Annotated in this window: 19 protein-coding genes; 6 read left to right on the top strand and 13 right to left on the bottom strand. The window is 67.5% G+C overall.

Features of this window, described 5'->3' with window-relative positions:
- Positions 1-777 (bottom strand): demethylmenaquinone methyltransferase, encoded by a 777-nt coding sequence (locus tag J7I84_RS12120; protein ID WP_311381140.1) that lies wholly within the window; start codon positions 775-777, stop codon positions 1-3.
- A gap of 111 nt (positions 778-888) precedes the next feature.
- Between J7I84_RS12120 and J7I84_RS12115 the strand changes: the two genes are divergently transcribed.
- The 4 genes from J7I84_RS12115 (at position 889) to J7I84_RS12100 (ending at position 5,190) form a co-directional block, all read left to right on the top strand.
- Positions 889-2,289 carry an isochorismate synthase MenF gene (locus tag J7I84_RS12115; RefSeq protein ID WP_214944826.1) on the top strand — a complete coding sequence of 467 codons (1,401 nt, stop codon included), beginning with the start codon at positions 889-891 and terminating at the stop codon, positions 2,287-2,289.
- Between the two features lie 176 nt (positions 2,290-2,465).
- Positions 2,466-3,422, top strand: a complete 957-nt coding sequence (locus J7I84_RS12110) for an ABC transporter substrate-binding protein (protein WP_214944825.1) — start codon at positions 2,466-2,468, stop codon at positions 3,420-3,422.
- A gap of 35 nt (positions 3,423-3,457) precedes the next feature.
- Entirely contained in the window at positions 3,458-4,417 is a 960-nt protein-coding gene (locus J7I84_RS12105; protein WP_214944824.1) for an amino acid ABC transporter permease, read from the top strand.
- Complete coding sequence (locus J7I84_RS12100; protein WP_251046533.1) at positions 4,414-5,190, top strand: amino acid ABC transporter ATP-binding protein; 777 nt, start codon at positions 4,414-4,416, stop codon at positions 5,188-5,190. The genes J7I84_RS12105 and J7I84_RS12100 overlap by 4 nt, the downstream gene beginning before the upstream one ends.
- Positions 5,191-5,294: 104 nt before the next feature.
- Here J7I84_RS12100 and menD read toward each other — a convergent pair whose 3' ends face one another.
- The 9 genes from menD to J7I84_RS12055 form a co-directional block, all read right to left on the bottom strand.
- Positions 5,295-7,055, bottom strand: a complete 1,761-nt coding sequence (gene menD / locus J7I84_RS12095) for a 2-succinyl-5-enolpyruvyl-6-hydroxy-3-cyclohexene-1-carboxylic-acid synthase (protein ID WP_396020063.1) — start codon at positions 7,053-7,055, stop codon at positions 5,295-5,297.
- A gap of 173 nt (positions 7,056-7,228) precedes the next feature.
- A complete protein-coding gene (locus J7I84_RS12090) occupies positions 7,229-9,295 on the bottom strand; it encodes a PhoX family phosphatase (protein WP_214944822.1) in 2,067 nt (688 codons plus the stop codon).
- 225 nt (positions 9,296-9,520) lie between these two features.
- The gene (locus J7I84_RS12085) at positions 9,521-10,543 is read right to left on the bottom strand and encodes an o-succinylbenzoate synthase (RefSeq protein WP_214944820.1); all 1,023 of its coding nucleotides are present in this window, start codon (positions 10,541-10,543) and stop codon (positions 9,521-9,523) included.
- Between the two features lie 36 nt (positions 10,544-10,579).
- Positions 10,580-12,040, bottom strand: a complete 1,461-nt coding sequence (locus J7I84_RS21790) for an aminotransferase class I/II-fold pyridoxal phosphate-dependent enzyme (protein ID WP_214944818.1) — start codon at positions 12,038-12,040, stop codon at positions 10,580-10,582.
- An 87-nt stretch (positions 12,041-12,127) separates the two neighbouring features.
- Entirely contained in the window at positions 12,128-13,477 is a 1,350-nt protein-coding gene (locus J7I84_RS12075; protein ID WP_214944816.1) for an Nramp family divalent metal transporter, read from the bottom strand.
- A gap of 112 nt (positions 13,478-13,589) precedes the next feature.
- Positions 13,590-14,606, bottom strand: coding sequence for a magnesium/cobalt transporter CorA (gene corA / locus J7I84_RS12070; RefSeq protein WP_214944814.1), 1,017 nt, complete (start codon positions 14,604-14,606; stop codon positions 13,590-13,592).
- Positions 14,603-15,133, bottom strand: coding sequence for a GbsR/MarR family transcriptional regulator (locus J7I84_RS12065; protein ID WP_214944812.1), 531 nt, complete (start codon positions 15,131-15,133; stop codon positions 14,603-14,605). Before J7I84_RS12065 ends, corA begins: the two co-directional genes overlap by 4 nt.
- Positions 15,130-16,752, bottom strand: coding sequence for an ABC transporter permease (locus J7I84_RS12060; RefSeq protein ID WP_251046532.1), 1,623 nt, complete (start codon positions 16,750-16,752; stop codon positions 15,130-15,132). The genes J7I84_RS12065 and J7I84_RS12060 overlap by 4 nt, the downstream gene beginning before the upstream one ends.
- 1 nt (position 16,753) lies before the next feature.
- Positions 16,754-17,743, bottom strand: a complete 990-nt coding sequence (locus J7I84_RS12055; protein ID WP_214944808.1) for an ABC transporter ATP-binding protein — start codon at positions 17,741-17,743, stop codon at positions 16,754-16,756.
- A 53-nt stretch (positions 17,744-17,796) separates the two neighbouring features.
- On the opposite strand from J7I84_RS12055, the gene J7I84_RS12050 reads away from it, so the two are divergent.
- A complete protein-coding gene (locus tag J7I84_RS12050) occupies positions 17,797-18,981 on the top strand; it encodes an MFS transporter (RefSeq protein WP_214944806.1) in 1,185 nt (394 codons plus the stop codon).
- A 36-nt stretch (positions 18,982-19,017) separates the two neighbouring features.
- A complete protein-coding gene (locus tag J7I84_RS12045; protein ID WP_214944804.1) occupies positions 19,018-19,923 on the top strand; it encodes a phosphatase PAP2 family protein in 906 nt (301 codons plus the stop codon).
- Positions 19,924-19,940: 17 nt separating this feature from the next.
- On the opposite strand, the gene J7I84_RS12040 is transcribed toward J7I84_RS12045, so the two are convergent.
- Genes J7I84_RS12040 through J7I84_RS21785 form a run of 3 tightly spaced genes read right to left on the bottom strand, consistent with a single transcriptional unit; the run spans position 19,941 to position 24,654 of the window.
- Entirely contained in the window at positions 19,941-21,338 is a 1,398-nt protein-coding gene (locus J7I84_RS12040; RefSeq protein ID WP_214944802.1) for a M20/M25/M40 family metallo-hydrolase, read from the bottom strand.
- A gap of 3 nt (positions 21,339-21,341) precedes the next feature.
- Positions 21,342-23,123, bottom strand: coding sequence for an N-acetylglutaminylglutamine amidotransferase (locus J7I84_RS12035; protein WP_214944800.1), 1,782 nt, complete (start codon positions 23,121-23,123; stop codon positions 21,342-21,344).
- A gap of 37 nt (positions 23,124-23,160) precedes the next feature.
- A complete protein-coding gene (locus J7I84_RS21785; protein WP_311381139.1) occupies positions 23,161-24,654 on the bottom strand; it encodes an ornithine decarboxylase in 1,494 nt (497 codons plus the stop codon).
- Between the last annotated feature and the right edge of the window lie 14 nt (positions 24,655-24,668).

The following is a 24,668-nucleotide window of genomic DNA, read 5'->3' as shown; positions in this document are numbered from 1 at the left end:
TCAGCGGACGATGTTGCGGCGCAGCTTGGCCACCGGGCCCTTGTGCGCGGCGATGGCGGCAGCTGCGGCGTCGGGCGCGGAATCGGCGGGTTTGAACGCGCGGTGGACCGCAACGATGCCACCGGTGAGGTTGCGGTAGCTGACTTTCTCCCAGCCGCTCTCCTGCAGCCAGGCGGCCAGGTGGTCCTGGTCCGGCCAGGCGCGGATGGACTCGGCAAGGTACACGTAGGCGTCCGGGTTGGAGGCGACCTTGACGGCGATGGCCGGCAGGGCCCGCATCAGGTATTCGGTGTACATGGTGCGCCACAGCGGAACCACCGGCTGCGAGAACTCGGCGATGACCAGGCGGCCGCCGGGCTTGGTGACGCGCAGCATCTCCTGCAGGGCCTTTTTGGGCTCGTTCACGTTCCGCAGCCCAAAGGAGATGGTGGAAGCGTCGAAGGTGTTGTCGGCGAACGGCAGGTTGGTGGCGTCCCCGGCCACGAAGTTGATGTCCGGGCGGCGGCGCTTGCCCACCTTCAGCATGCCCAGGGAGAAGTCGCAGGCCACCACCTCTATGCCGGCGTCAGCATATGGCTCGCTGGAGGTGCCGGTTCCGGCCGCGAGGTCCAGGACGCGCTGGCCCTTGGAGACCTCCATGGCGTCCACTACGATCTTCCGCCAGCGGCGGGTCTGCCCCATGGAGAGGACATCGTTGACGACGTCGTATTTCGGTGCGACGTCGTCAAACATCGTGGCTACTTCGTCCGGACGCTTATCCAAGGATGCTCGGTTCACCATGACATTGTCTCAAATGTTGGTGACGGTCAGGACCAGCCTTGTTTCACCCCCTCGCCGTGCCGGGCGCAGGGAAGGCGCAGGTCTACGCGGGAGTAGTGTTGTCTCATCATGACGAGCACGTTCCGCACCCTGACAGTCCCCCTGGATGGCAAAGCGTTCCCCGGGGGGCTGCCTTCGTTTCTGGTCCGGGACGACGTCCTTTGCTGGACCCGCCGCGAGGCCGGCCTGGCAGGCTTCGGCGAGATCGCGCGCTTCACCGCCACCGGGCCGGACCGGTTCCTGGAGGCCGACATCTGGTGGCGGCACCTGGTCCTGGAAGCGGACGTTGCCGATGCTGTTCAGCTGCCCGGCACCGGCCCCGTGGCCTTCGGCTCCTTTGCTTTTTCCAAGACGTCGATTTACGAATCCCGGCTGATTGTGCCGGAAATCGTGGTGGGCGTGCGGGACAACCAGGCATGGCTCACCCAGTTGACGTTCGACGACGGCCTGCTCACCGAAGAGACGGCCCTCGCCGCGCTGGGCCGCTGGCTGGGCAGTGCTTCTTCAGGCACCCCTGCTTCGGAAAGCACGACGGCGGCAGCCGACTTCGCCGGGGACGCTTCCCCGGGTGAGGTGCCCGGCGCAGGAGGCAGCGCCGTCGTACGTCCCCTCCCCCTGGCAGCCGGCGCAACGCTGCACACCGGCTCCCTCAGCGAGGAAGCCTGGATGGACGCCGTGGCCGCCGGCGTTGCCGAGATCCGGACGGGCGCGCTGGAAAAGCTGGTGCTGGCGCGCGATGTGGTGGCGACTATTCCTTCCGGCGTACATGCTGCTGACGTGCTGCGCGAGCTTTCCGCGCGGTACCGCGAATGCTGGACCTACGGCGTGGACGGGCTGGTGGGGGCCACGCCCGAGATGCTGATCCAGGTGGAGGGCCGCACCGCCCAGGCCCGCGTACTGGCAGGCACCCTGGACCGGCGCGACGCGCATGGCGAGGACGGCACGCCCATGGAATACGCCACACGCGTGCTGGCAGGGTCCGACAAGCAGCGGCATGAGCATGAGATCGCCATCCAGTCGCTGACCAGGCAGCTGGCACCGTTTTCCCAGGCAATGAATGCCCACGACGAGCCCTTCATCCTGGAGCTGCCCAACGTGTGGCACCTGGCCTCGGATGTCAAGGCTGAACTCAGCGAGGTGGAGGGCCATGTGCCCACGTGCCTGGCCCTGATCAACGCCCTGCACCCCACCGCTGCCGTGTGCGGCACACCCACGCTGGTGGCGGGCGAACTGATCCGCAAGCTGGAGCACCTGGACCGCGGACCATACGCCGGGCCGGTGGGCTGGCTGGATGCGGCCGGAAACGGAGAGTGGGGTATCGCCCTGCGCGGGGCTGTCATTGAATCCCCGGAAACCGTGCGGCTTTATGCCGGCTGCGGCATAGTGGACGGTTCGCAGCCTGAAGCGGAGCTGGCGGAGACGTGGGCTAAATTTCGGCCGATGCTGGAGTCCCTGGGCATCAACAGCTGACGTCCAGTGACAGTGAGTCTGGGATGACAGACGGCTCCTGCTCAGGAAGGCTTGATTTTACCCCCGTTACAGTTATCCAATAGTGAAACTTAGTTGCGTGTGACGTACCTCTCTTGTTGAGCGTTACACTATAAGCCGCGTTAGTACCTCATAGCCCCTGCAACAAAAGGTAAGAAATGCAGACTCCCCGTACCCTCCTGGGCACTTCCAAGCTGACCGCTGCCGCCACCATGATCGCCATCAGCGCCCTGGCCCTCTCAGCATGCACCAACGCCTCGGAAACGGGTCCCTCCAGCGCGGCTACCTCCTCGGGCAGCGCCAGCGCCAGCTTTGATCCCAGCACCGTCAAGAAGGACGACGCCCTGGCCGCCATGGTCCCGGACGCCATCAAGTCCAAGGGCACTATCACGGTGGGCTCCGACACCAGCTACGCCCCAGCCGAATTCCTCGGTCCGGATGGCCAGACGCCCGTCGGCTACGACGTGGACATCGCCAAGGCCATCGGCGCCACCCTCGGCCTCAAGGTGCAGGTCCAGACCGCGGAGTTCACCGGCATCCTCCCGGCCCTCGGCCCCAAGTACGATCTGGGCATCTCCTCGTTCACCATCAACCCGGAGCGCCTGGGCGCCGTGAACATGGTCAGCTACTTCAACGCAGGCACCGCCTGGGCCGTCAAGAAGGGCAACCCCAACAAGTTCTCGCTGGATGACGTGTGCGGCAAGTCCATCGGCGTGCAGACCGGCACCGTCCAGGAGGACCCGGACCTGGCCGACCGCAACAAGAAGTGCGCAGCTGACGGCAAGAAGCCCATCGACATCGTCACGCTGAAGAACCAGACGGATGTCACCACCCGCCTGGTGAACGGCAGCATCGACGCCATGGCAGCAGACTCACCCATCATCGGCTACGCCCTGACCCAGACCAACGGCCAGCTGGAGAAGCTGGGCGACGTCTACGACTCCGCCCCGCAGGGCATCGCGGTGGCCAAGGCGGACACCGCCTGGGCCGACGTCATCCAGAAGACCGTCACCAAGCTGATGGCGGACGGCTCCTACAAGAAGATCCTGGAAGGCTGGGGCAACTCCGAGGGCGCCATCACCAAGTCCGAGGTCAACCCGGCGGTTAAGTCTTGAGTTTTCGCGTTACCGACGACAAGTCAGGCGTGCACATGGAACACGATCAACACCGGGACGAGCCGGTACTGAACAAGTCAGTGCCGGTTCGCCACCCGGGCCGGTGGATCAGCGCCATCATCATCCTCGCCTTCGTGGCGGTCTTCCTGCAGAGCCTGTTCACCAATCCCAACTTCCGTTGGGACATCGTGGGGACCTACATCCTGGACGTGAAAGTCGTCCAGGGTGTGGGCTGGACGCTCCTGCTGACGGTGGCGTCGATGGTTTTGGCTATCGTCCTGGCCATCCTGCTGGCTTTCATGCGCCAGTCTGACAACCCGATATTCCGCTGGTCCAGCTGGGTATGGGTGTGGTTCTTCCGCGGCACCCCCGTGTACACGCAGTTGGTGTTCTGGGGCCTGATCGCGGTTCTGTACCCGAAAATCAGTGCCGGCGTGCCGTTTGGACCCGAACTCTTCAGTCTCGATACTTCCAGCGTCGTCAATGCGACCGTCGCTGCGATCCTCGGACTGGGCCTCAACGAGTCCGCCTACCTGGCGGAAATTTTCCGCGCAGGCCTCAAGTCCGTGGACCGGGGCCAGCAGGAAGCGGCCGAGGCCCTGGGCATGGCCAAGGGCAAGATCATGTGGCGGATCATCCTGCCGCAGGCCATGCGGATCATTGTTCCGCCTACCGGCAACGAGACCATCGGCATGCTGAAGACCACCTCGCTGGTCCTGGCAGTTCCCTTCACCCTGGACCTCACGTTCGCCACCAACGCCCTCGCAAACCGGACCTACCTTCCGGTCCCGTTGCTGATTGTGGCAGCCATCTGGTACCTCGTGATCACCAGCATCCTGATGGTTGGCCAGCACTTCATCGAGGCCTATTACGGCAAGGGCGTGGACAACCTGGCCCCGGCAGCCATCAACCCGGCCGCCGCCAAGGCTGCCGGCGCCGGCGCTGACGCCCAGCGGTCAATGAAGACGGACTTCCCCGAGGAGAGTGCACGATGACGATCACAGCAGAAAAGCCGCTGGTCAAGATCGAGGGGCTCCACAAGTACTACGGGCAGCACCATGTCCTGCGGGGCATCGACATGACCGTAAACCAGGGCGAGGTATCGGTGGTGATTGGGCCTTCGGGGTCCGGCAAGTCCACCATGCTGCGCTGCGTGAACCTCCTGGAGAGCATCAGTGCCGGGCGGATCTCCGTGGGCGGCCAGTTGATCGGCTACCGTGAGGTCAACGGCAGGCTGCACGACCTCAAGACCAAGGAAATCGCAGCCCAGCGCCGTGAAATCGGCATGGTGTTCCAGCGCTTCAACCTCTTTCCGCACAAGACGGCACTCCAGAACGTTATGGAGGCGCCCGTGCATGTGAAGGGCCAATCCAAGGCTGCCGCCCAAAAACGGGCGCTGGAGCTGCTGGACCGGGTGGGCCTCGGCGACCGTGCCGGCCACTACCCGTCCCAGCTCTCCGGCGGCCAGCAGCAGCGCGTGGCCATTGCCCGTGCGCTGGCCATGGAGCCGGAGCTCATGCTCTTCGACGAGCCCACCTCAGCCCTGGACCCGGAGCTGGTGGGCGATGTCCTGAACGTCATGAAGGACCTGGCAAAGTCCGGCATGACCATGATCGTGGTGACCCACGAGATCGGCTTCGCCCGCGAAGTGGGCGACACCCTCACCTTCATGGACGGCGGCGTGGTGGTGGAGTCCGGTGACCCCCGGGAGATCATTGCCAACCCCCAGCATGCGCGAACGAAGGAATTCCTGAGCCGCGTGCTCTGAGAAGCTCTGCTTTCGACGCTCAAATTCCCTGGCGCTGCCGTTATTCCGGTGGCGCCAGGGAATTTGCGTGTCGAGGACCGGCACAGGTGGCGGGGGCGGGCCCCTTACTGCCCGGCCAGCACACCCTCAACGGCTGCGGACACAGCTTCCTTGATCCGGGCATGCAACTGCCGCAGCGATCGGCGGTCCGTGCGGACCTCCACGATGGTGCGCCCCTGCACAGGCTGGGCGAGCGCTTCGGCGAGTCCCGCCGTCGTACTGACGTGGAAATGTCCGACGCCGTACGCTGCGGCGAGTGCCGCGATGTCCACGGAGTGCGGGGTGGCGAAGAGACGTTCGACGGCGTCTCCGTAGCGGCCGCCCTCCTCCACTCCCCCGTGCTCCAGGAGGCCGAAGATAGCGCCCCCTGAATCATTCAGGACCACGATCCGCAGGTCCGGCTGTTCCTCACCGGTGCCGAGCAACAGGCCGCCGGCGTCGTGCAGGAAGGTCACGTCACCCAGCAGGACCGTGGTCTCCTGCCGGCCCCCCAGGGCGATGCCGGTGGCAGTGGAGATGGTGCCGTCGATGCCTGCCAGGCCGCGGTTGGCGTACACGGTGGCAGCTGGATCGGCGGCGGGAAGTCCGGCGAGGTCAACGTCGCGGATGCCGTTGGAGGATCCGAGCAGCAGCTGGCCGCGCGAGTGCCGCCATACCAGGGAGGCTACGGAAGGGCCGGTGGCGGCCGCCTCGGCAGACACCACCTGGTCCAGGGCGTGCTGTGCGGCCGAGCCGGCGAGCAGCCAGGTGTCCAGCCAGGCGGAGCCGCCGCGGCCGGCGAAATCAGCCAGGTCCCCGAGGTTTTCCAGCGGCAGCTCGGTGCGGCGCCCCGGCTCGTACCAAGCAACCGGAACCGGCTGGTACAGGGCCGACTCGACGTCGGCACTGGCCAGGAGCGCGGCCACCGGACGGGACAACGTGGGCCGGCCGAACAACACCACGCGTTCGATAGGTTGCACCGAACCAGCCCTGAAATGCTCCAGCAGCAGCCGGTACGGGCCCACGGCGTTGGGACCGAAGCGGGAGTTGGATGAAGGTTCGGCGAGCAGCGGCAGGTTGTGGGCGCGGGCCAACGCCTCGGCGACCGGGCCGGCGTCGTGCCCTGCCAGCACCACAGTGCGCCGCTCCGGCAGGGTCCCCGGCGCCGGGGGCAGGTTCATGACCAGCGGCTCGGTACCCACCCGGTAGCGCTGCCGCTCCACCAGTTCGGGCAGCCCCTCGTGGGGAGCCGGAACCAGGGGGTCGCGGAACGCGAGGTTGAGCTGGACAGGGCCGGGCGGGAAATCAGGAAACGCACCGGTAGCCGCGGAGAGCCCGGTCTGGATGGCCCGCTCCGGGCTGCTTCCGGCGGGAACGTCGGCAGCGAACCGCACCTGCTCGCCAAAGAGGTCCGGCTGCACGGTGGTCTGGTTGGCACCAGTCCCGCGCAGCTCGTCCGGCCGGTCCGCCGACAGGACGATCAGCGGGACGGCGGCATGGTTGGCCTCCATCACCGCGGGCATCAGATTCCCGACCGCGGTCCCGGAGGTGGTGAGGACGGCGGCGGGCGATCCGGTGGACAGGGCCAGGCCCAGTGCGGTGAAGCCCGCGGCGCGCTCGTCGATCCGGACCAGCAGGTCCACCCGTCCCGCGGCGGAGGCCTCCGCGAGGGCGTACGCCATGGGCGCAGACCGCGAACCGGGCGACACCACCACGTGCTGCACGCCGCCGTCGAGCAGGACATCGACGGCGATCCGCGCGGCAGCCAGCGCGCTCAACTCATCGTCCGGGGCGTCGGGAATGCTCAACTGGGGGCTGTCCGGGGTCGGTTCGTTCAACGAAGTCACCAATCCAGTCTGCCACCCTCCAACGCCCGCTCACCTATGACAGCCAATCCCCACACGCCCGCTCACTTATCGCAGCTGAAGACGAACGCCCGCTCACCTATCCCGCCCGGATGGAAGGGAGGTGAGCGGGCGTTTCAGAAAAACCCGTCAAAGGTGAGCGGGCGTCGGAGAGGTTAGCCGCGGAACACCTGGACCACTGCGGGACGGGGCGCGCGCACCCGGCCGGGGGCCGGCGTCGTACCTGCCGGGACGTAGTCCGGGAAGAACGAGTGCGGCGCCTCGAAGGTGCCTTCCTCGCCCGGGTGCTGCACGGAGACGAACACGGTACGCTCGTCGTCGTGGATGACTGGGCCGCAGGTTTCGGCGTCACGCGGAACGGAGAGGAACTGTTCCACCTTGCCGCGCTCAGCTCCGTCCAGGGTGACCTTGAAGAGGCCATCGTTGTAGCCGATACCGGAGGGGGCGCCGTCGGTGGAGATCCAGAGGTTGCCAACGGAGTCGAAGGCCACGTTGTCCGGGCAGGAAATGGGCGAGACCTTGTCCGCGGGGTAGCCGGAGAAGTAGGTGGCGTCGCCCTGCGCCGGATCGCCGCAGACCATCAGGAGTGTCCAGTTGAACCTGGTGGAGGCCTGGCCGCCGGTTTCGGTGATTTCCACGATGTGGCCGTCCCGGTTCTGCGTGCGCGGGTTGACCTCGGTGGCGCCTTCCTTGGTGCCGGTGCCGCGGTCCGAGTTGTTGGTGCAGACCACGTAAACCTTGCCGGTGTGCAGGCTGGGCTGGACGTCCTCGCAGCGGTCCATCTTGGTGGGGCCCACCTTGTCAGCGGCGAGTCGGGTGTACACCAGGACCTCCTCCACGGACATGCCGGGCACCTTCGAGACGCCGCCCACCACCAGGGGAAGCCATTCGCCGGTGCCGTCGAACGCGCCGTCGGAAGGAAGCGCTCCAGTGCCAGTGATCTCCGCGGCGGGTGAGTTGCCGGTGAACTTGGCCACGTAGAGGTCGCCCTCGGACAGGAGGTCCACGTTGTTGCTGCGGTCGCCCTCAACGTACTTGCCCGCCGAGACGAACTTGTAGAGGTAGTCGAACTTCTCGTCGTCGCCCATGTAGGCCACCACGTGACCGGATTCGGCCACGATCACGTTGGCGCCCTCGTGCTTGAAGCGGCCCATCGCGGAGCGCTTCTTGGGGGTGGAGGTGGGGTCGAACGGGTCCACCTCCACGACCCAGCCGAAGCGGTTTGTCTCGTTCTCGTAGCCGGGGTTGCGGGTGTCGAAGCGGGCATCGTCGAGTTCCCACTGGCGTGCGGTGGGCTTCGCGGTGAGGCCGTAACGCTTGTCGCTGGTGGAGGTGCCGCCTGCGATGAAGTAGCCGTTGAAGTTTTCCTCGCCGGAGAGGATGGTGCCCCAGGGGGTTGTGCCGCCGGAGCAGTTGCCAAACGTGCCCTTGATGGCGCGGCCGGAGGGGTCGGCCACGGTCTTGACCAGGGCGGAGCCGGCAACAGGGCCGGTCAGTTCGTAGGTGGTGTCGGAGAGGTAGCGGCGGTTCAGCGGCGCGCCCTTCACGTAGCTCCACGGCTTGGTGGTGTTTTGGCGCTCCAGTTCCACCACGGCCAGGCCATGGGCGGCGCGTCCGATGGCCCGGGTTTCCGCAGCGTCGTAGCCGGCGGGGACCATGATGTTTTCGTTGGTGTACTCGTGGTTGGTGAACAGCACGGCGCGGCGGCCCTTGCTGCCCGGAATTTCGACGATGTCCGTGTAGTCGTTGTTGTAGCCGAACTGGCGGGCCTGGGCTGCCGCGCTCTGGTTGTTCAGGTCGAACTCGGGGGAATCGCTGAACAGCGGGTCACCCCAGCGGATGAGGGGCTGCCACGTGAAGCCCTCCGGAACCGTGAAAGCGTCGACGGCCTTGTCCACCGGCTTGATGGCGGTGAACTGCAGCTTGGACTTGCCGAAGCCTTCCTTGGCGGCCTTGGACAGCCCTGCGGCGGAGGCAGGTTCGGCGGAGGTCACCTTGGAACCGAGGGCGACGGCGAGGGCCCCGGCGGCGCCCAGGCCCAGGGCGGCGCGGCGGGACAATGTCGTTGAGGCGATGTTGCGGAAGTAGCTGTTGGAGCTGGTGTTGCAGACGTCGCCGGCGCAGGCGTTGTCGCACTTGAGCGCACAGGTGACAGGGCTGCGCTTGCCCTTGGTATGGCCGAGCATGGGCAGCAGCGTGAATTTGCGGGCAGTTTCAGACATGGGGAACCTTCCGAAGGAATGTCTCTGGGGTGCCCGATCACCCTTCCAGCCGCTTCCTACAGGAACCCATCAACTGGATGAAATTGGGGTTAACCGCCTGTGACCTGCAGGAATGTTGGCGCGGACCGGCAGGAGAAACCCGCCAGACGTGAGCGGGCGTCCTGGGAAAACCCGCCAGACGTGAGCGGGCGTCCCGGGAAAACCCGCCAGACGTGAGCGGGCGTGTCAGGCGGTGAGGCGGGCGTGGACGCGGCGGAGCCGGGCCAGCCACCAGTCCCGGCGTTCCGCGGGAGCCGCATACCGCTCCAGCAGCCCGGCGTCGGCGGCCACGTCGCGCAGGCGGATGGCGCCGTCGTCGGCCACCAGGGGGTCCAGGGTGATGTCTGATTCGAACAGGGACACCGTCCCCAGCCCGCAGGCGTAGGGCAGTCCGGGCAGCGCAGCTGCCAGGGCCAGCCCGGCGCGGATGCCCACGGAGGTATCCAGGGCAGAGCTGACGACGGCGGGGAGTCCGGCCTGTGCAACGATGTCCAGGGCGCGCCGCACTCCCCCAAGCGGCGCCACCTTGACCACGATCAGGTCCGCGGCGCCGGCCCGGGCCACGCGGAGGGGGTCGGTTTCCTTGCGGACGCTCTCATCCGCCGCGATGAGCACCGGGGTCCCCGCGTCCCGCAGCCGGGACCGGACCTCGGCCAGGCCCTCAATGGAAGGCACGGGCTGCTCGGCATACTCCAGCCCCACCAGCGCCAGCCGCGTCAGCGCCTGCAGGGCGCCCGGTACGTCCCACCCGCCATTGGCGTCCACGCGGATGGCAGCATCCGGCAAAGCGTCGCGAACGGCGTGAAGCCGGGCAACGTCGTCATTCAATGACTGCCCCTGCTCAGCGACTTTGACCTTCACCGCGTCCACCCTGCCGAACCGGGCCAGCACGTCAGGAACCCGGTCCGCGGGAACGGCGGGCACGGTAGCGTTCACGGCCACAGCTGAACGCAGTGGAGCGGGGAAGCCCTGCCACCCCGCTTCGAGGGCGGCAGCCAGCCACCGCGACGCCTCGGCGTCCCCATACTCCGGGAAGGGGCAGAACTCAGCCCAGCCCGCGGGACCACGCAGCAGCAGGCTTTCGCGCTGCATGATCCCGCGGAACTTCACCCGCATGGGCAGGCTCACCACGTGGGCTGAAGCCAGCAGTTCCTCCAGCGGGGGAACGTGTCCCGGGAAAAGGGCGGGCGGGAGACCGGGGTTGGGCATGCCGTTTACTGTACGCCGCACGGCAGGACGCGCAGATTACTCCTGGACCACCCGGATGGTGCCCAATGACGGGTCGGCGGGATCGGGCAGGACCATGCCGGCCTTCAGCCCCGATTCCAGGTAGTCCACCACAGCCTGGTTGATCCGCTCCCCCGGCAGGATCACCGGGATGCCCGGCGGGTACGGAGTGATCTGCTCTGCGCCGATGCGTCCCACAGCTTCCCGGGCTGGCACATCCTCGCGGGGCCCGAAGAATGCATCCCGTGGAAGCATCACCGTCTCCAGTTCCAGGCCAGACGGCGAGGGCAGGTCAACCTTCGCAGGGGCAGGAAGCGCCGGAGCTGCCTCGATCAGGGCCTGCAACGCGTCCAGGAGCCGCTGGGCGGAAGCGTCGTCGTCGGCCATGGACAGGGTGGCCATGATGCGGCGGTGGTCGCTGAGGCCCATGTCCACCTGGCAGTTTTCGCGCAGCCAGTCCGCCGCCTGGTAACCGCTGATACCCAGCCCTGTGAGGTCCATCAGGATTTGCAGGCGGTCAAGGTCGTGCGAGGATTCGGCGGCCAGCAGCTCGTCCTCAAGGACATGGATGCCTGGGAGCGCGTCGATGTCGCTGCGCAGCCGGCGGGCCAGGTCCATGGCGTTGCCCAGAAGCTCCGCGCCGTGCTGGACCATCTGGCGGCGCCAGCCGTCCATAGCCGAGTACAGGATGACGTTGGGGCTGGTGGTCATCAGCAGGTCAGCGCACTCCGAAAGGTGTGCAGGGTCCACCAGATCGCCCTGGATGTGGTAGACGGAACCCTGCTCAAAACCGGCGCCCATCTTGTGCACCGACACCACGCAGACATCCGCCCCGGCACTCATCGCCCAGGTGGGAAGGCCCTCATGGAAGGGAAGGTGCGCGCCCCACGCCTCATCAACGATCAGGGGCTTCCCCCGGTCGTGGCAAACTTTCGCGATGCCGGCGATATCCGCGCAGGTTCCGTAAGGGGTGGGGCTGACGATCAACGCCCCTGCCGCATCCGGGTACCGTTCCCACATTTCCTCCACGTCCGCTGGCGACGGCGGGTGCGCCAGGTGCAGTTTGGAATCCCAGCGGGCCCGGATCCAACGCGGCTGGATTCCGGAAAACACCAGCCCGGCGGTGATGGATTTGTGGGCGTCCCGGCTCACCAGCAAGTCCCCCTTGCCGGCGGCAACGGCCAGGACCGCTGCCTTGACCGACAGGGAGCTTCCGCAGGTGGAGAAGAAGGCCTGCTCCGCGCCCACGGCATCAGCCATGAGTTGCTCGGCCTTCTTCAGGTATCCGCCCGAGGACGAGCGGTCGTCCAGCCCGGATGACGCCAGGACGTCGGAACGGAATGTGTCGGCGCCCAGGGTCTCCCGGACGCGCGGGTCGGCGCCGCGGCCCTGGCGGTGTGCCGGCGGGGTGAAACCGTAGCGGTCCAGCCGGTGGTAGCGGTCCAGGGCGTCCAGCAGTGGTGCTTCGTTGTGGTCCATTTGTATCTCGCTTTCGTTGGATCGGTCAGTAAGTTTCGTGCAGGATGGCGGCGCGTACGACGGCGGCCGTTCCGTCGGGCGGGCAGGCTAGGCCCCGGTGAGGGTCGTCCAGACACCGATGCTGCCGGCCACCACCATGACTGCCGCCGTGAACCAGCCCAGGGTGGCGGCAAGCCTGCCGTTCCGGTACTGGCCCATGATGGCTTTGTCTCCGGAGATCAGCATGGTGACCACCAGGAACGGGGCGGCCGCTATGCCGTTGACGGTGGCGCTGAAAACCAGGAGCCCGATGGGGTCGGCGGAGACGAAGCTGATGAGTACGCCGGCAACGATTCCCACGCCCAGGAGGGTGTAGAACAACGGGGCGCGCCGCGGACTGAGGTCCAGGCCCCAGTCCCTGCCGAACAAGCCGGCCAGTCCTGCCGCACCGGAGGCTGCGAGTACAGGGACGCCGAGGATGCCCGTGCCGATGAACCCGGCGGCAAACAGGAATGTGGCGGCGGGCCCCACCACGGGTTCAAGCGCTTTGGCGACGTCGGCCGCGGTGGTCACGTCCGTGCCGTCCCTTCCCAGGGTCGCTGCGGTGGCGGCCATGATCGAGAACATCACCAGGACGGAGAAGACCATGCCGATGAACACGTCGGCCCGCGCTTTTTTGAGGGTATGCGCGGCGGCGGCATCCGGGCGGTCCTTCAGTCCCACTGCCTCGTCTCCGCCATGGTCCTCGGCGCGCAGTTCCTGGACCCTGTGTGCGCTCTGCCAAAAGAACAGGTATGGCGAGACGGTGGTGCCAAGCACTGCGACAATCAGGCCAAGGTATTCCGGGGCGAAGCTGAACTTCAGTCCCAGTACGCCTTCCAGGACATCCGGCCAGTCGACGTCGGCCACGAACAGGACCGCGACGTATGCCAGCAGGGTGACGCACAGCCACTTGAACACTTTCGCTATGACTGCGAACGAGCCGCTCATGAGTGCCACGGTGATGCCGATCCCTGCAATCGCGCTCCACAGATGGTCGGGGCCGGCACCGAGCATCTGCATGCCCTGCCCGATGGCCATGAGGTCCGCAGCGGCGTTGAGGACGTTGCCCACCAGCAGGGCAACGATCAGGATGGCAATCACGAGCCGCGGGCGGCGGGAAAACTTGCGCCGGGCCAGCCTGCCGAGGCTTTCGCCGGTGGCAAGTGCCGTGCGGTCGCAGATCTCCTGGACCGCCATCATCATGGGAAGTGCCGCCGGCGCCGTCCACAACATGCCGTTGGAGAAGGTGGCACCGGCCTTTGCGTAAGTGGCAATCCCGGACGGGTCATCGTCAGCGGCACCGGTTACCAGTCCGGGACCGAGCAGCGAACCGAACCTGCGCAGGAGGGACTTCCGTCCTGCGGCGGCTGCCGCGCCCTCGACTTGGGGCCGTCCGGTCGTTTCGGCCTTGCTCATCCAGTTCTCTCCACTCACCATCGACTGCCAAGCCGCCAACTACTAAGCAAGCTTAGGATTAGTAGCCCATGGTAGGGCATGAAACTGTGAGGACCGCATCAGGGACGGTGGCTCAGATCCATTTGTTGTGCTTGAACGCCAGGTAAAGGACAAGGCCCATGGCCACCATCAGGCCCAGCGCATACGGGTAGCCGTAGGTCCACGCCAGCTCCGGCATATTGGTGAAATTCATCCCGTAAATCGACGCCACCAGCGTGGGGGCGAAGAGGATGGCCGCCCATGAGGAGATGCGCTTGACCTGCTCGTTTTGCTCAAAGCTGGACTCGGTCATGCGCTGCATTTCATCGTTTTGCCGCTGGGCCACCAACGCCGCGTTGACGGCGAGCGCGTTCTGGAGCAGGGCGCGGAAGGAGGCCACCCGCTCGTTAAGCCGCAGTACGTGGTCAAGGACATCCCGGTAGTGGTCCCTGAGCTCCGTAGCCTGTTCGCGGTCCGGGGCTCCGGCCATCAGGGCCTGCAGGATCCCAGCGAGCGGGCTCGTGGCACGCTGGAAGGTGATGACCTGGCGGGACAGTTCGTAGATGCGGCGGGACACGTCCGGATCGGCACCGAAGAGGTCGTCCTCAATCTCGTCGATGTCGTTTTCCAGGCCGGCCACAACTGGCTCGTACTCATCCACCACCTGGTCCAGGATCCCGTACAGCACGGCATCCGGGCCAAGGGCCAAAAACTCCGGCATGGATTCCATGCGGTGCCTGACCTTGGCGAGGTCCGGGGACTCCGCGTGCCTGACCGTGACCACGTACTCCTCACCCGCAAAAACATGGATCTCGCCGAAGTCCACCTTCTCCTCGTCGTCGCGGTACCGGGCGGGCCGGAGCACCAGGAACAAGCACTCACCGTAATGCTCCAGCTTGGCACGCTGGTGGCCGGCGAGCGCGTCCTCGATGGCCAGGGGGTTGAGGTCGAATTCCTCGCCCACGGACTGCAGTTCCTCTGCGTCAGGCCGGTAGAGGCCGATCCATGCCATTCCCTCGCGCTGCCGCAGCAGGAAGTATGTCTCGTCAAGGTCCTCCGGGTCCTCGGTGCGCAGCCCGTTGACGTACACCGCATTGTCGATGATGGTCACGGCTCCGCCTCCCGCTCACGCTCCCACTCGTCCAGCAGGGCAGGCAGCCGCGAGTTGAGGAACCGGTAGAACCGGGCCATCTCAGCCACCCGGGCCCGGGCCGCCGATCCTTCCACGAGCGTTTCCGCCGTGGCGTCCGTCAGCGCCGCAAGCTTTTCGTAGACGGGGCTGTTCCGCATGGAGACGACGTACCACTCGTCCTGGTGAAGGGCGTAAAGGTCACGGCGGCTTCCGGGCTGCGCGACGCGGTGCACGAAGCCGACGGTCTGCAGGTATCGTACGGCGCCGGACACGGCCGCGGCACTGGCACCCAGCCGCTCCGAGAGCTCAGCGGCCGTGAGGCTCCCCTGCTCCGAGGACACCAGCGCCAGCAACGTCCGTGCCGGCATTTTGGGAAACCCTGCTGCAGCGAAGGCGGCTGCGGTACGTTCGGCCGCGGCGGCGGTGGCACCCGTGGAACCGCCATCCGCGGCACCGGCGTCCGGCAGCACGTCCCGGGCGGCCGCCACATCGGCCTCGGCCCTCATGGCGAGCCCACCTCCCGCCGCCGCATCAGGCCAACAGCCAGCGCGGCGGCAACGGCGGCAATCAGCAGCATCCACCAGGCTCCGCTCCAGTCCGTGGCATCCCCCTGCGGCACTGGTGTGTGGGCGAACGGCGAGAGGTCGCGCAGGCTTTGATCGATGCCCAGCATGGCCCCGAATATTCCCAGCATCACCCCAAGGGCCAACAACGCCCAGCTGCCGGCGATGGTGGCAGCGGGCCACAGGACGAACACCAGGGCAGGCACGGCCAGGTAGATCAAGGCCGCCGGCAGCTGGGCCAGGGCCGTTTGCCACAGGGCACCGGCCGGCATGGATTCATCGCCGGAGCCGGTAAGGGTGGCCCACGCCCCCACTCCCGTCAGGCCAACCACCAGCACCACCGCGGCCGCTCCCAGCAGCAGGTAGCCGGCAAGCCACCTCACCCGCCCCACTGGAGCCGACAGCAGGAGTTCGGCCGTACCGGCCGCTTCCTCCTGCCGCAGCCTGATCACCGCCTGCAGCGCACATGCCGCAGCCAGGACCCCGGCCATGGAAAAGAGCACGGACACCATGAGCTGGGTGAGCGAGGTTCCCTGCGACTGGAGCATCAGGCGCAGCATCGCCGTGATGCTGGTGTCCGGAGTGTCGATGGCGGCAATCGCGTTTCCGAGCGATCCCGCCAACAGCCCCACGGCCAGGCCGCTGACCCCCCAGCCGGTGATGGATCCCGCCTGCAGCCGCAGGGCCAGGGCCACCGGACTGCGAAGGCCGCGCCGGGCGGCGGCCCGTCCGGGCCGTGTGCCCCAAACGGACGCACCGGCGTCACGGGTGCCCAGGATGAACCAGGCCGCCGCGAGGCAGCCTGCGCCCAGTCCCACCGGCAGCAGCAACGGCCACCCGCGGTTTCCGGAGTAGGCGAAGGTTTGCTGGCCCCAGCCGATGGGGGAAAGCCAACTGGCTGCCCCCTCGGTCATCGTGGTTCCGCCCGCGCCCGGCGTTCCGGTGGCGTCCCCGATCCCGCGCAGGACGTACGCCAGGACCACCAGCGCCGCGGATACGCCGTTCGCGCCCCGGGAGGTCCCCATGAACTGGGCCACCAGCAGTCCTGCGCCAAGGAAAGCGAGGCCGACGGCGCCCGTTGCGGCTCCGGCGATCAGGGAACCTTGCGGTTCCAGGCCCTGCGACAGGAACCCGGCAAAGACGGCGAGAGCCACGAGGACGTTGGCCGTGGCGCCGTGCAGCAAGGTGGCGGCCGTGGGCAGCAGCCGTCCCGCCGGCGTGGCTGCGATGAGTTCCGCCGCGCCGGTTTCCTCCTCCGCCCGCGTATGGCGCACCGCGAGGAAGGTGCTCATCAGGCCGGCCAGCAGGGCCAGAAATGCGTAGATCAGGAAGAACGTAAAGGCGCCCTGGTCTGCGCCGCGGGGCAGGCCGCGGAGCAACAGGATGGCGGGGGTGGCGATGGCCACCTGCAGGATCTCGGTGCGGCTGGCCACGTTGCCGTAGGTTTGCGTGACGGCGGCCGCCGCGAACATGGCGAATGCCCCGATGGCCACTACCCAACTGAGGAGCTGCCAGCGGTCCCGGCGAAGCCGCTGGCCCCAGAGGACCAGGAGGACGCCCATGTCAGCTCCGCCCCCTTGCGCCGAGCAGGTGCCGCCGGGAGCCGTGGTTGCCGTCGGCCGGCGTGTCGGCCCGGGTTTCGGCGCCAAGGGAGGTGTCCCCATAATGCCGGAGGAACAGCTCCTCCAGCGACGGCGGGACGATCGTCAGGCCCTGCACGCCCAGTGTCCCCAGGGCCGGAAGTACCTCTGCGATCCGGTCCGAATCGGCGGTGAACCTCACCCGCCCGGCGTCGAGCGTCAGGTCATGCACGGCACCCAGCCGGGCCAGGGCCTGCGCGTCCAAACCGTCTGCAGCGAACGATACTTCCGACCTGGTGAGGTGCCGCAGGGAGTCGAGCGTGCCGCCGTCGACAATCCTGCCCGCGCGGATGATGCTCACGCGGTGGCACAGCACCTCCACTTCCGAGAGGATGTGGCTGGAAAGGAGCACGGTGGCGCCGCGGCCGACGGCGGCGAGCAACTCCCGGCGGAACACCTCCTCCATGAGCGGGTCAAGGCCGCTGGTGGGCTCGTCCAGCAGGTAGAGCTCAGCCTCGGTGGCGAGGGCTGCGATCAGGGCGACTTTTTGCCGGTTGCCCTTGGAGTACGCACGCCCCTTTTTCGCCGGGTCGAAGTCGAAGACCTGGCACAGGTGGTTCTTCCGGCGGCGGTAGGCCGCACTGTCCGCCGTACCGCCGCGCAGCCGCGAGAGCAGGTCGATGGTTTCGCCGCCGGAGAGGTTGGGCCAGAGCCGGACGTCGCCGGGTACGTAGGCAAGCCGGCCGTGCAGTTCCACGGCCTGGGTCCAGGGCTCGTACCCGAGAACAGTTGCGGAACCGGAGGTGGCCCGGGCGAGGCCCAGGAGGACCCGCAGGGTGGTGGACTTTCCAGCGCCGTTCGGGCCCAGGAACCCGTGGATTTCCCCGCGCTGGACTTCCAGGTCCAACCCGTCGAGGGCCCTGACGTGGCCGAAATGTTTGTGCAGCCCCACTGTTTGGACAACGGTGTTCATGGCCTAAGTCTTCGAAGTTTTCACAAGTTTGTGAAGGTACTAAAGTCCCCATTATGAGCTCCGACGGATCCCTGCCCGGCAGGCAGCCTGCCCGCTCGTCAACGGCACCGCTGTACGCGGCGGGGTTCGTCACGGCGTTCGGCGCCCACAGCATCGCGGCCGGACTGGGCTCGCAGAGCCAAAACATCGGCTTGACCCTGCTGAACCTCGGCATCCTGCTGGCCCTCTACGATGTGGCCGAGGTGTTCCTCAAGCCGGTCTTCGGCGCCCTCAGCGACCGCGTTGGCGCCAAGCCCGTCATCGTCGGCGGACTGCTCGCCTTCGCAGCACTGTCGTTGATCGGCCTCGGCGCTGCCAACCCGCTCATTCTTGCCCTGGCCCGGCTGGGACAGGGGGCCGCAGCCTCGGCCTTCTCGCCGTCGTCGTCCGCCATGGTGGCAAGGATGGCCCGGGGCGGAAAGGCGGGCACCTACTTTGGCCGGTACGGCTCCTGGAAGAGCCTGGGCTACATCGTTGGTCCGCCGCTGGGCGCCGGTTTGATCCTGGCCGGTGGTTTCCCCCTGCTGTTCGGCATGTTGTCAGCGCTGGCGGCGGCCACGGCCGTATGGGTGCTGCTGTCCGTGCCGCGCCTGGCGCCGTTGCCGCGGAAGCGGTACACGCTGCTGGACCTGGCCCGGCAGGTGGGCGAGCGCCGTTTCCTGGTCCCCACGCTGGTGCTCGCCGCGTCCACGGGCGCGCTGGGTGCCGCCGTCGGATTCCTTCCGGCGCTGGCCACCCGCCACGGCCTGGACGCCTTCGCCGGCACTGCCGCGGTCAGCGTGGTGGCCCTCGGCTCGGTGCTCACCCAGCCGTGGATCGGCAGGCTGCGGGACCGGCATGCCGTCACCGACAACAAGGGCACGACGACGGGCCTGCTCCTGATTGCCGCGGGCGTTGGGCTGGTGGCGGCCGCCCCGGGAGTGGTCACCATTTTCGTTGCGGCCGCACTTACCGGGACGGGCATCGGCGTGGCTACCCCGCTTGGCTTCGCGCACCTGGCGGACACCACGCCGCCGGAGCGGATGGGCCGGACCATGGGCTCGGCAGAGCTGGGGCGGGAACTGGGCGATGCCGGCGGACCCCTGCTGGTGGGCGCCATCGCCACGGCCACGGCCCTGCCGTTCGGGCTCGGTGCGCTGGCGCTGCTGGTGGCAACCGCGGCCGTCCCCCGGCTGGACCCGGTCAAACCCGCCGCCTGAGCGGCCTTCCAGCTTTTTGTGTCACCCTTAACCGCGATGACTTCTTCACGGCAACTCTCCACCAGGACTCCCGCACGGCCTGCCCCGGGCTCGGCGTTCCTGTTTGTGCTGTCCACGGTGGGGTGCATCGCGGGACTGGTTGCCACCTACTACTTCTTCGTCCAGACCACCACGGGCCAGTTCATCGACGAGTCCGCGCTGGCGGAAGCAGTGGAGATCCACGGGCCGGCCGGCAAGGCCGCCACCCAGTTCCTCGATTGGCTGCCCACCATTTCACTGGTGATGGCCGCCGTCGTGGTCCTGTTCGTTACCGTGATCCGTCGGCATTGGGCGGAAGCCGGGATTGCCGTGGCGGCGTGCATCGGCGCGAACGTGGCAACGCAGGTGCTGAAGGACCTGCTGCCGCCGCGCCCGGACAAAGGCGTGCTGACCCTGGAGCTGAATTCGCTTCCCTCCGGCCACACCACGCTGGCGGCCTCTGCCGCGGCGGCCGTGTTCCTGATGGCGTCCCCGCGCTGGCGCCCGATGGCCGGCTTCATCGGGGGCTCCTTCGCCATCGCCTCCGGGGTATCCACCCTGATCAACCAGTGGCACCGCCCGGCGGACGTGGTGGCCGCGTTCCTGCTGGTGGGCGCCTTCATGATTCCGGCCGGCTGGCTGATCCTCCGGCGCGGGTCGTGGAACGAGTGGGACGGGTTCGGCGAACACCCCGGCTCGGCACGGATCTGGCTCACGCTTCCGGTGCTGATTGGGCTGGGCTCCGCCGGGGTGGCGGTCTATTCCCTGATCCGGATTGCGCCCAGCCCATGGCAGGAAACCAGCACCACCAACTACTTCTGGGCCGGTATCTCGCTGATTGTGATCGCCGGGTACCTGGCCACCGTGGCCACCACCTCCCTGTTCGCGTTCGCCGCACGACGGCGGGACGCACCGCGCCGCTGACGGGCCACCTTTGGCGGTTAGTCCGCGGCGTTGAGGCGGGCCAGCAGCACAGCCTCGGCCAGGATCGCGTTTTCGAAATCGCCCAGGTGGATGGACTCGTTGGCCCCATGGGCCCGGGAGTCAGGGTCCTCGGCGCCGGTGACCAGGATTTCCGCCTCCGGGAACAGCTTGTTCAGAATGTTCACGGCGGGGATCGAGCCGCCCACGCCCATCGAGACAGCCGGAACACCCCACACGTCACCCATGGCGGCCAGCATCAGCTCCGATGAACGGGAGTGTGCATCCCCGGCAAACCCCTGGGTCCGGCCACCGGGGGTGAACACCACCTCCGCCCCGAAAGGCACATGCGTCTCCACATGCCGGCGGACCGCCTCCATGGCCGCCGCCGTGTCGGATGCCGGCGCCAGGCTGAGGCTGAACCTGGCCCGGGCCGCCGGCTGCAACGTGTCGGAGGACAGTGCCACGGAAGGCGCATCGATCCCGATGATGGCCATCGCCGGTTTGGTCCACAGCCTGGACGTCAAGGATCCCGTGCCGGCAAGGGGCACCCCAGGGCGGACACGCGAATCAGCCCGGAATTCAGCCTCGGACAACGGCGGGCCGGGCTCCTCCACAGCCAGCAGGCCCTCCACCGCCACGCTGCCGTCGTCGTGGTGGAAGGACGCGATGAGGCGGGACAGCGCGGCCACCGCATCCACCAGTGGACCGCCGTACGTCCCGGAGTGCAGGGCGTGCTCCAGCACCCGCACCTCGATGGTTCCCAGGATCAGCCCGCGGAGGCTGGTGGTCAGGGCCGGCACGCCCACCTTCCAGTTCCCCGAGTCGGCCACCACCAGCACATCCGCCCGCAGCAGGTCGGCGTGCTGCTGCAGCAGCTGGGGCAGTGACGGCGAGCCCGCCTCCTCCTCGCCGTCGACGAACACAGTGATCCCCACGCCCAGACGGCCGTCCAGGACCCGGAGCGCATTGCGGACGGCGGCCACGTGCAGCAGCACCCCGGCCTTGTTGTCCGCCACTCCCCTGCCCCACAGCCGGCCGCCGCGCTCCACCGCTTCGAACGGCGGGCTCTCCCAAAGTTCCAGCTGGCCAGCGGGCTGGACGTCATAGTGCGCGTACAGCAGGATGGTGGGTTTGCCCTGTGCTGCGTGCCGGCGTCCCACCACGGCAGGTGCACCGGGGGTGCCCTCCGGCCGCGGCGCCTGCAGGATGTCGACGTCGGCCAGGCCGGCACCGCGGAGCAACTCCGCCACCTGCAGCGCGGCCTGGTCCAGCTGCGAGGGGTCGAAGGAGTCCCAGGCCATGGCGGGGATCCTGACCAGCGCCGAGAGTTGGTCCACGGCGGCAGGAAAGTCGCCGTGGACGGCCTGGCGCAGATCCGCCGGCACGTCCCGGCCTGCGCCGGACGCTACTGCCATGCCCTACCCCACACCGTGGCGCTGCAGCCACATTTCCAGCAGCGCGAACTGCCACAGGACGTTGCTTTTCACCGGTGTGCGCTGGCTGTTGGGATCCTCCAGGAGCCTGTCGATGTAGGACGGGCGGAACAAGCCGCGTTGTTTGGCCTCGGGGGCGTGGAGGGCGTCGGTGACCATGGTGATGAACGGTTCCTCCAGGTGCCGCAGGGCCGGGACGGGGAAATACCCTTTGGGCCTGTCGATCACGGCCGCCGGCAGCAGCTGCCGGCCCAGGTCTTTCAGGATTCCCTTGCCGCCCTGCGTTGCCTTGAGTTCCGGCGGGCACGAGGCCGCCAGTTCCACCAGTTCGTGGTCCAGGAACGGCACCCGGGCCTCAAGCCCCCAGGCCATGCTCATGTTGTCCAGCCGCTTTACCGGATCGTCCACCATGAGCAGGTGGGTGTCGAGGCGGAGGACAGCGTCCAACGCGGTTTCCGCGCCCGGAGCCGCCAAGTGGCTGGCCAGGACCCTGCCGCTGACATCGGAACCGGCGTACCACTCCGGTTCCAGGATCCTCAGGAGTTCCTCGTGGCTGTGGTCAACGAAAGAGGCAGTAAAGGCAGCCAGGGCCTGTTCGCGCGGCACACCGGCCAGGGGCTGGTGGTAGCCGTAGCCGCCGAACACCTCGTCCGCGCCCTGCCCGCACTGCACCACCTTCAGATGCCGGGACACCGTGTCGGAGAGCAGGTGGAAAGCGGTGACGTCGTGGCTGGCCATGGGCTCCGACATGGCCTCGAGCGCGTCCCCGATCGAGGGCGCAAAATCAGCGGTGGAAACGTGCAGCCGTTCGTGCCGGGTACCGAATTCGCGTGCCACCAGGTCCGAGTACTCGAACTCGTTCCCGGCGTCACCGCCGGCACCGTCGTCGAACCCGATGCTGAACGTGGACAGTCCGTGCTGGCCCTCTTCCGCGAGCAGGGCAACCAGGAGGCTGGAATCCAGTCCCCCGGACAAAAGGACACCTACCGGCACATCGGCCACCATCCGGCGTCGTACTGCTGTCCGCAAGGAATCCCGCACGGCGTCCTGCCAGTCGGCAGCGGACCAGCCCGCGTGCTCTGGCTTCCGGGTGTACTCCGGCCGCCAGTACTCGCGGTCATGCCACGTCCCGTCAGCGCGGACGGTGCGGATGGTGGCGGCCGGCAGCTTGCGGACACCGCGCAGGATGGTGTGCGGCGCCGGCACGATCGAGTGCCAGCTCAGGTAGTGGTGCAGAGCCACCTCGTCGATGCCGGTGTCGATCCCGCCGGAGGCAACCAGCGCGGGCAGCGTGGACGCGAAGCGCATCTTCCCGGGCAGGTGCGAAACGTACAGCGGCTTGATGCCCAGCCGGTCGCGGACAAGGAGGACTTCCTCCCGCTGCGGATCGTAGATGGCGATCGCGAACATGCCTGCCAGGTGGTGGACAAAGTCACCACCCCATTTCCGGTAGGCCTTGAGGATCACCTCGGTGTCACTGGTAGACCGGAAGCGGAACTCGGGCTCCAGTTCCCGGCGCAGCTCCTGGTAGTTGTAGATGCAGCCGTTGAAGGCGATGGTGAGGCCACCGTCGTCCTCCATGGGCTGGGACCCTGCGTCGGAGAGGTCGATGATGCTCAGCCGCCGGTGCCCCAACGCAACCCAGCCGCCGCTCCAGCTTCCCCTTCCGTCCGGTCCCCGGGAGGTCATGGCCCCCATGATTTTCAGAACTGCTTCCCCCGACGCCGCCCTGCCATTGAATGCGATTTCGCCGGCTATGCCACACATGTTGTATTCCTTGCTGTTTACTGCGGTTTTCAGGTTCCTACTGCTGTTTGTGGTGTTCTTCGCGGACAACCCGGATGGTCTTCAGGGTCGGGTCGGCAGGATCGGGCAGGACCATGCCCGCCTCCACGCCGCTGCGCAGGTAGTCGATGGCCGCCTGGTTGATCCGTTCGCCGGGCAGCAGCAGCGGCACTCCGGGCGGATAGGGCGTCGCCATCTCGGCGGCAATCCGGCCGGCCGCTTCCTCCACCGGGACCACTTCCACCGGCCCAAAGAAGGCATCACGGGGCAGCATCACCGTTTCCAGGAAGAGGTCCTTCTCATCGGGGATCACGACGGCGGGCGGCCGGGGCAGGGACGGCGCGGCATCAACCAGCGCGCGCAGGCCGTCCAGCAGCAGCTTCGCCGTGTCGTCATCGTCCGACACGGACATTACGGCCTCGACGCGCCGGTGGTCGTTGGTACCAAGGTCGATGCGGCAGTTCCCGCGAAGCCAGTCGGTGGCCTGGTAGCCGCTGATGCCCAGCTGTGAGACGTCAACCAGGACGTGCAGGATGTCCAGGTCATGGGAGGCCTCCGCATGGACCAGCTCATCCTCCAGGACATGGAGGCCGGGAATGGCCTCGATCTCTTTGCGCACGCGGCGCGCCAGGCCCAGGGCCTTGTCGATCATGGCCTTGCCTTCCTGCACCATTTGCCGCCGCCAGCCGTCCATGGCCCCGTAGATCAGGGTGTTGGCGCTGGTGGTGGACAGGACGTCCGCGCACTGGCTGAGGCGGACCGGGTCCACCAGGCCTCCCTGCAGGTGGAAGATGGAGCCTTGTTCAAACCCCAGGCCCATCTTGTGGACGCTGACCACGCAGATATCGGCGCCGGCAGACATGGCCCAGGTGGGGGTGTCCGGGTGGAAGGGCAGTTGCGCGCCCCACGCTTCGTCCACAATCAGCGGCTTGCCCCGCTTGTGGCAGATTTCAACGATGGCTTCCAGGTCCGCGCACGTCCCGTACGGGGTGGGGCTCACGATCAGGGCCGCCGACGCATCCGGGTAGCGCTGCCACATCTCCTCCACTGTCTCGGGCGCGGGCGGGTGGCTCATCTTCAGCTCATTGTCCCAGCGGGGTTTGATCCACCGCGGCTGCAGCCCCGACAACACCAGGCCGGACGTGACCGACTTATGCGCGTCCCGGCTGATGAGGAGTTCCCCTTCGCCCCGGGTCACGGCCAGGATGGCAGCCTTGATGGAGAGTGAACTGCCGCAGGTGGAGAAGAACGCCTGGTCAGCCCCGACAGCGGCCGCCAACAGCTTTTCCGCCTTGGACAGGTAGCCGTTGGAGGACTTCCTGTCGTCCAGGCCCGAGGAGGCAACGACGTCGGCCTTGAAGCTTTGTTCGCCCAGCACCTCCAGCACGCGGGGGTCCACCACCCGGCCCTGCCTGTGCGCGGGCGGGGTAAAACCGTACCGCCCCAGCTTCTGGTGTTCCGCCAGCGCGTCTATTACTGGCGCCTGGTTCTGATCCATTTCATTCTGGTCCACGGGGACCTCCTGCG

Origin of the sequence: Arthrobacter sp. ISL-85, assembly GCF_018613675.1 — a bacterium.
GTDB lineage: Bacteria > Actinomycetota > Actinomycetes > Actinomycetales > Micrococcaceae > Arthrobacter.
The sequence above is the reverse complement of the archived record's forward strand: the minus strand, read 5'-3'. Positions and strand labels throughout refer to the sequence as shown.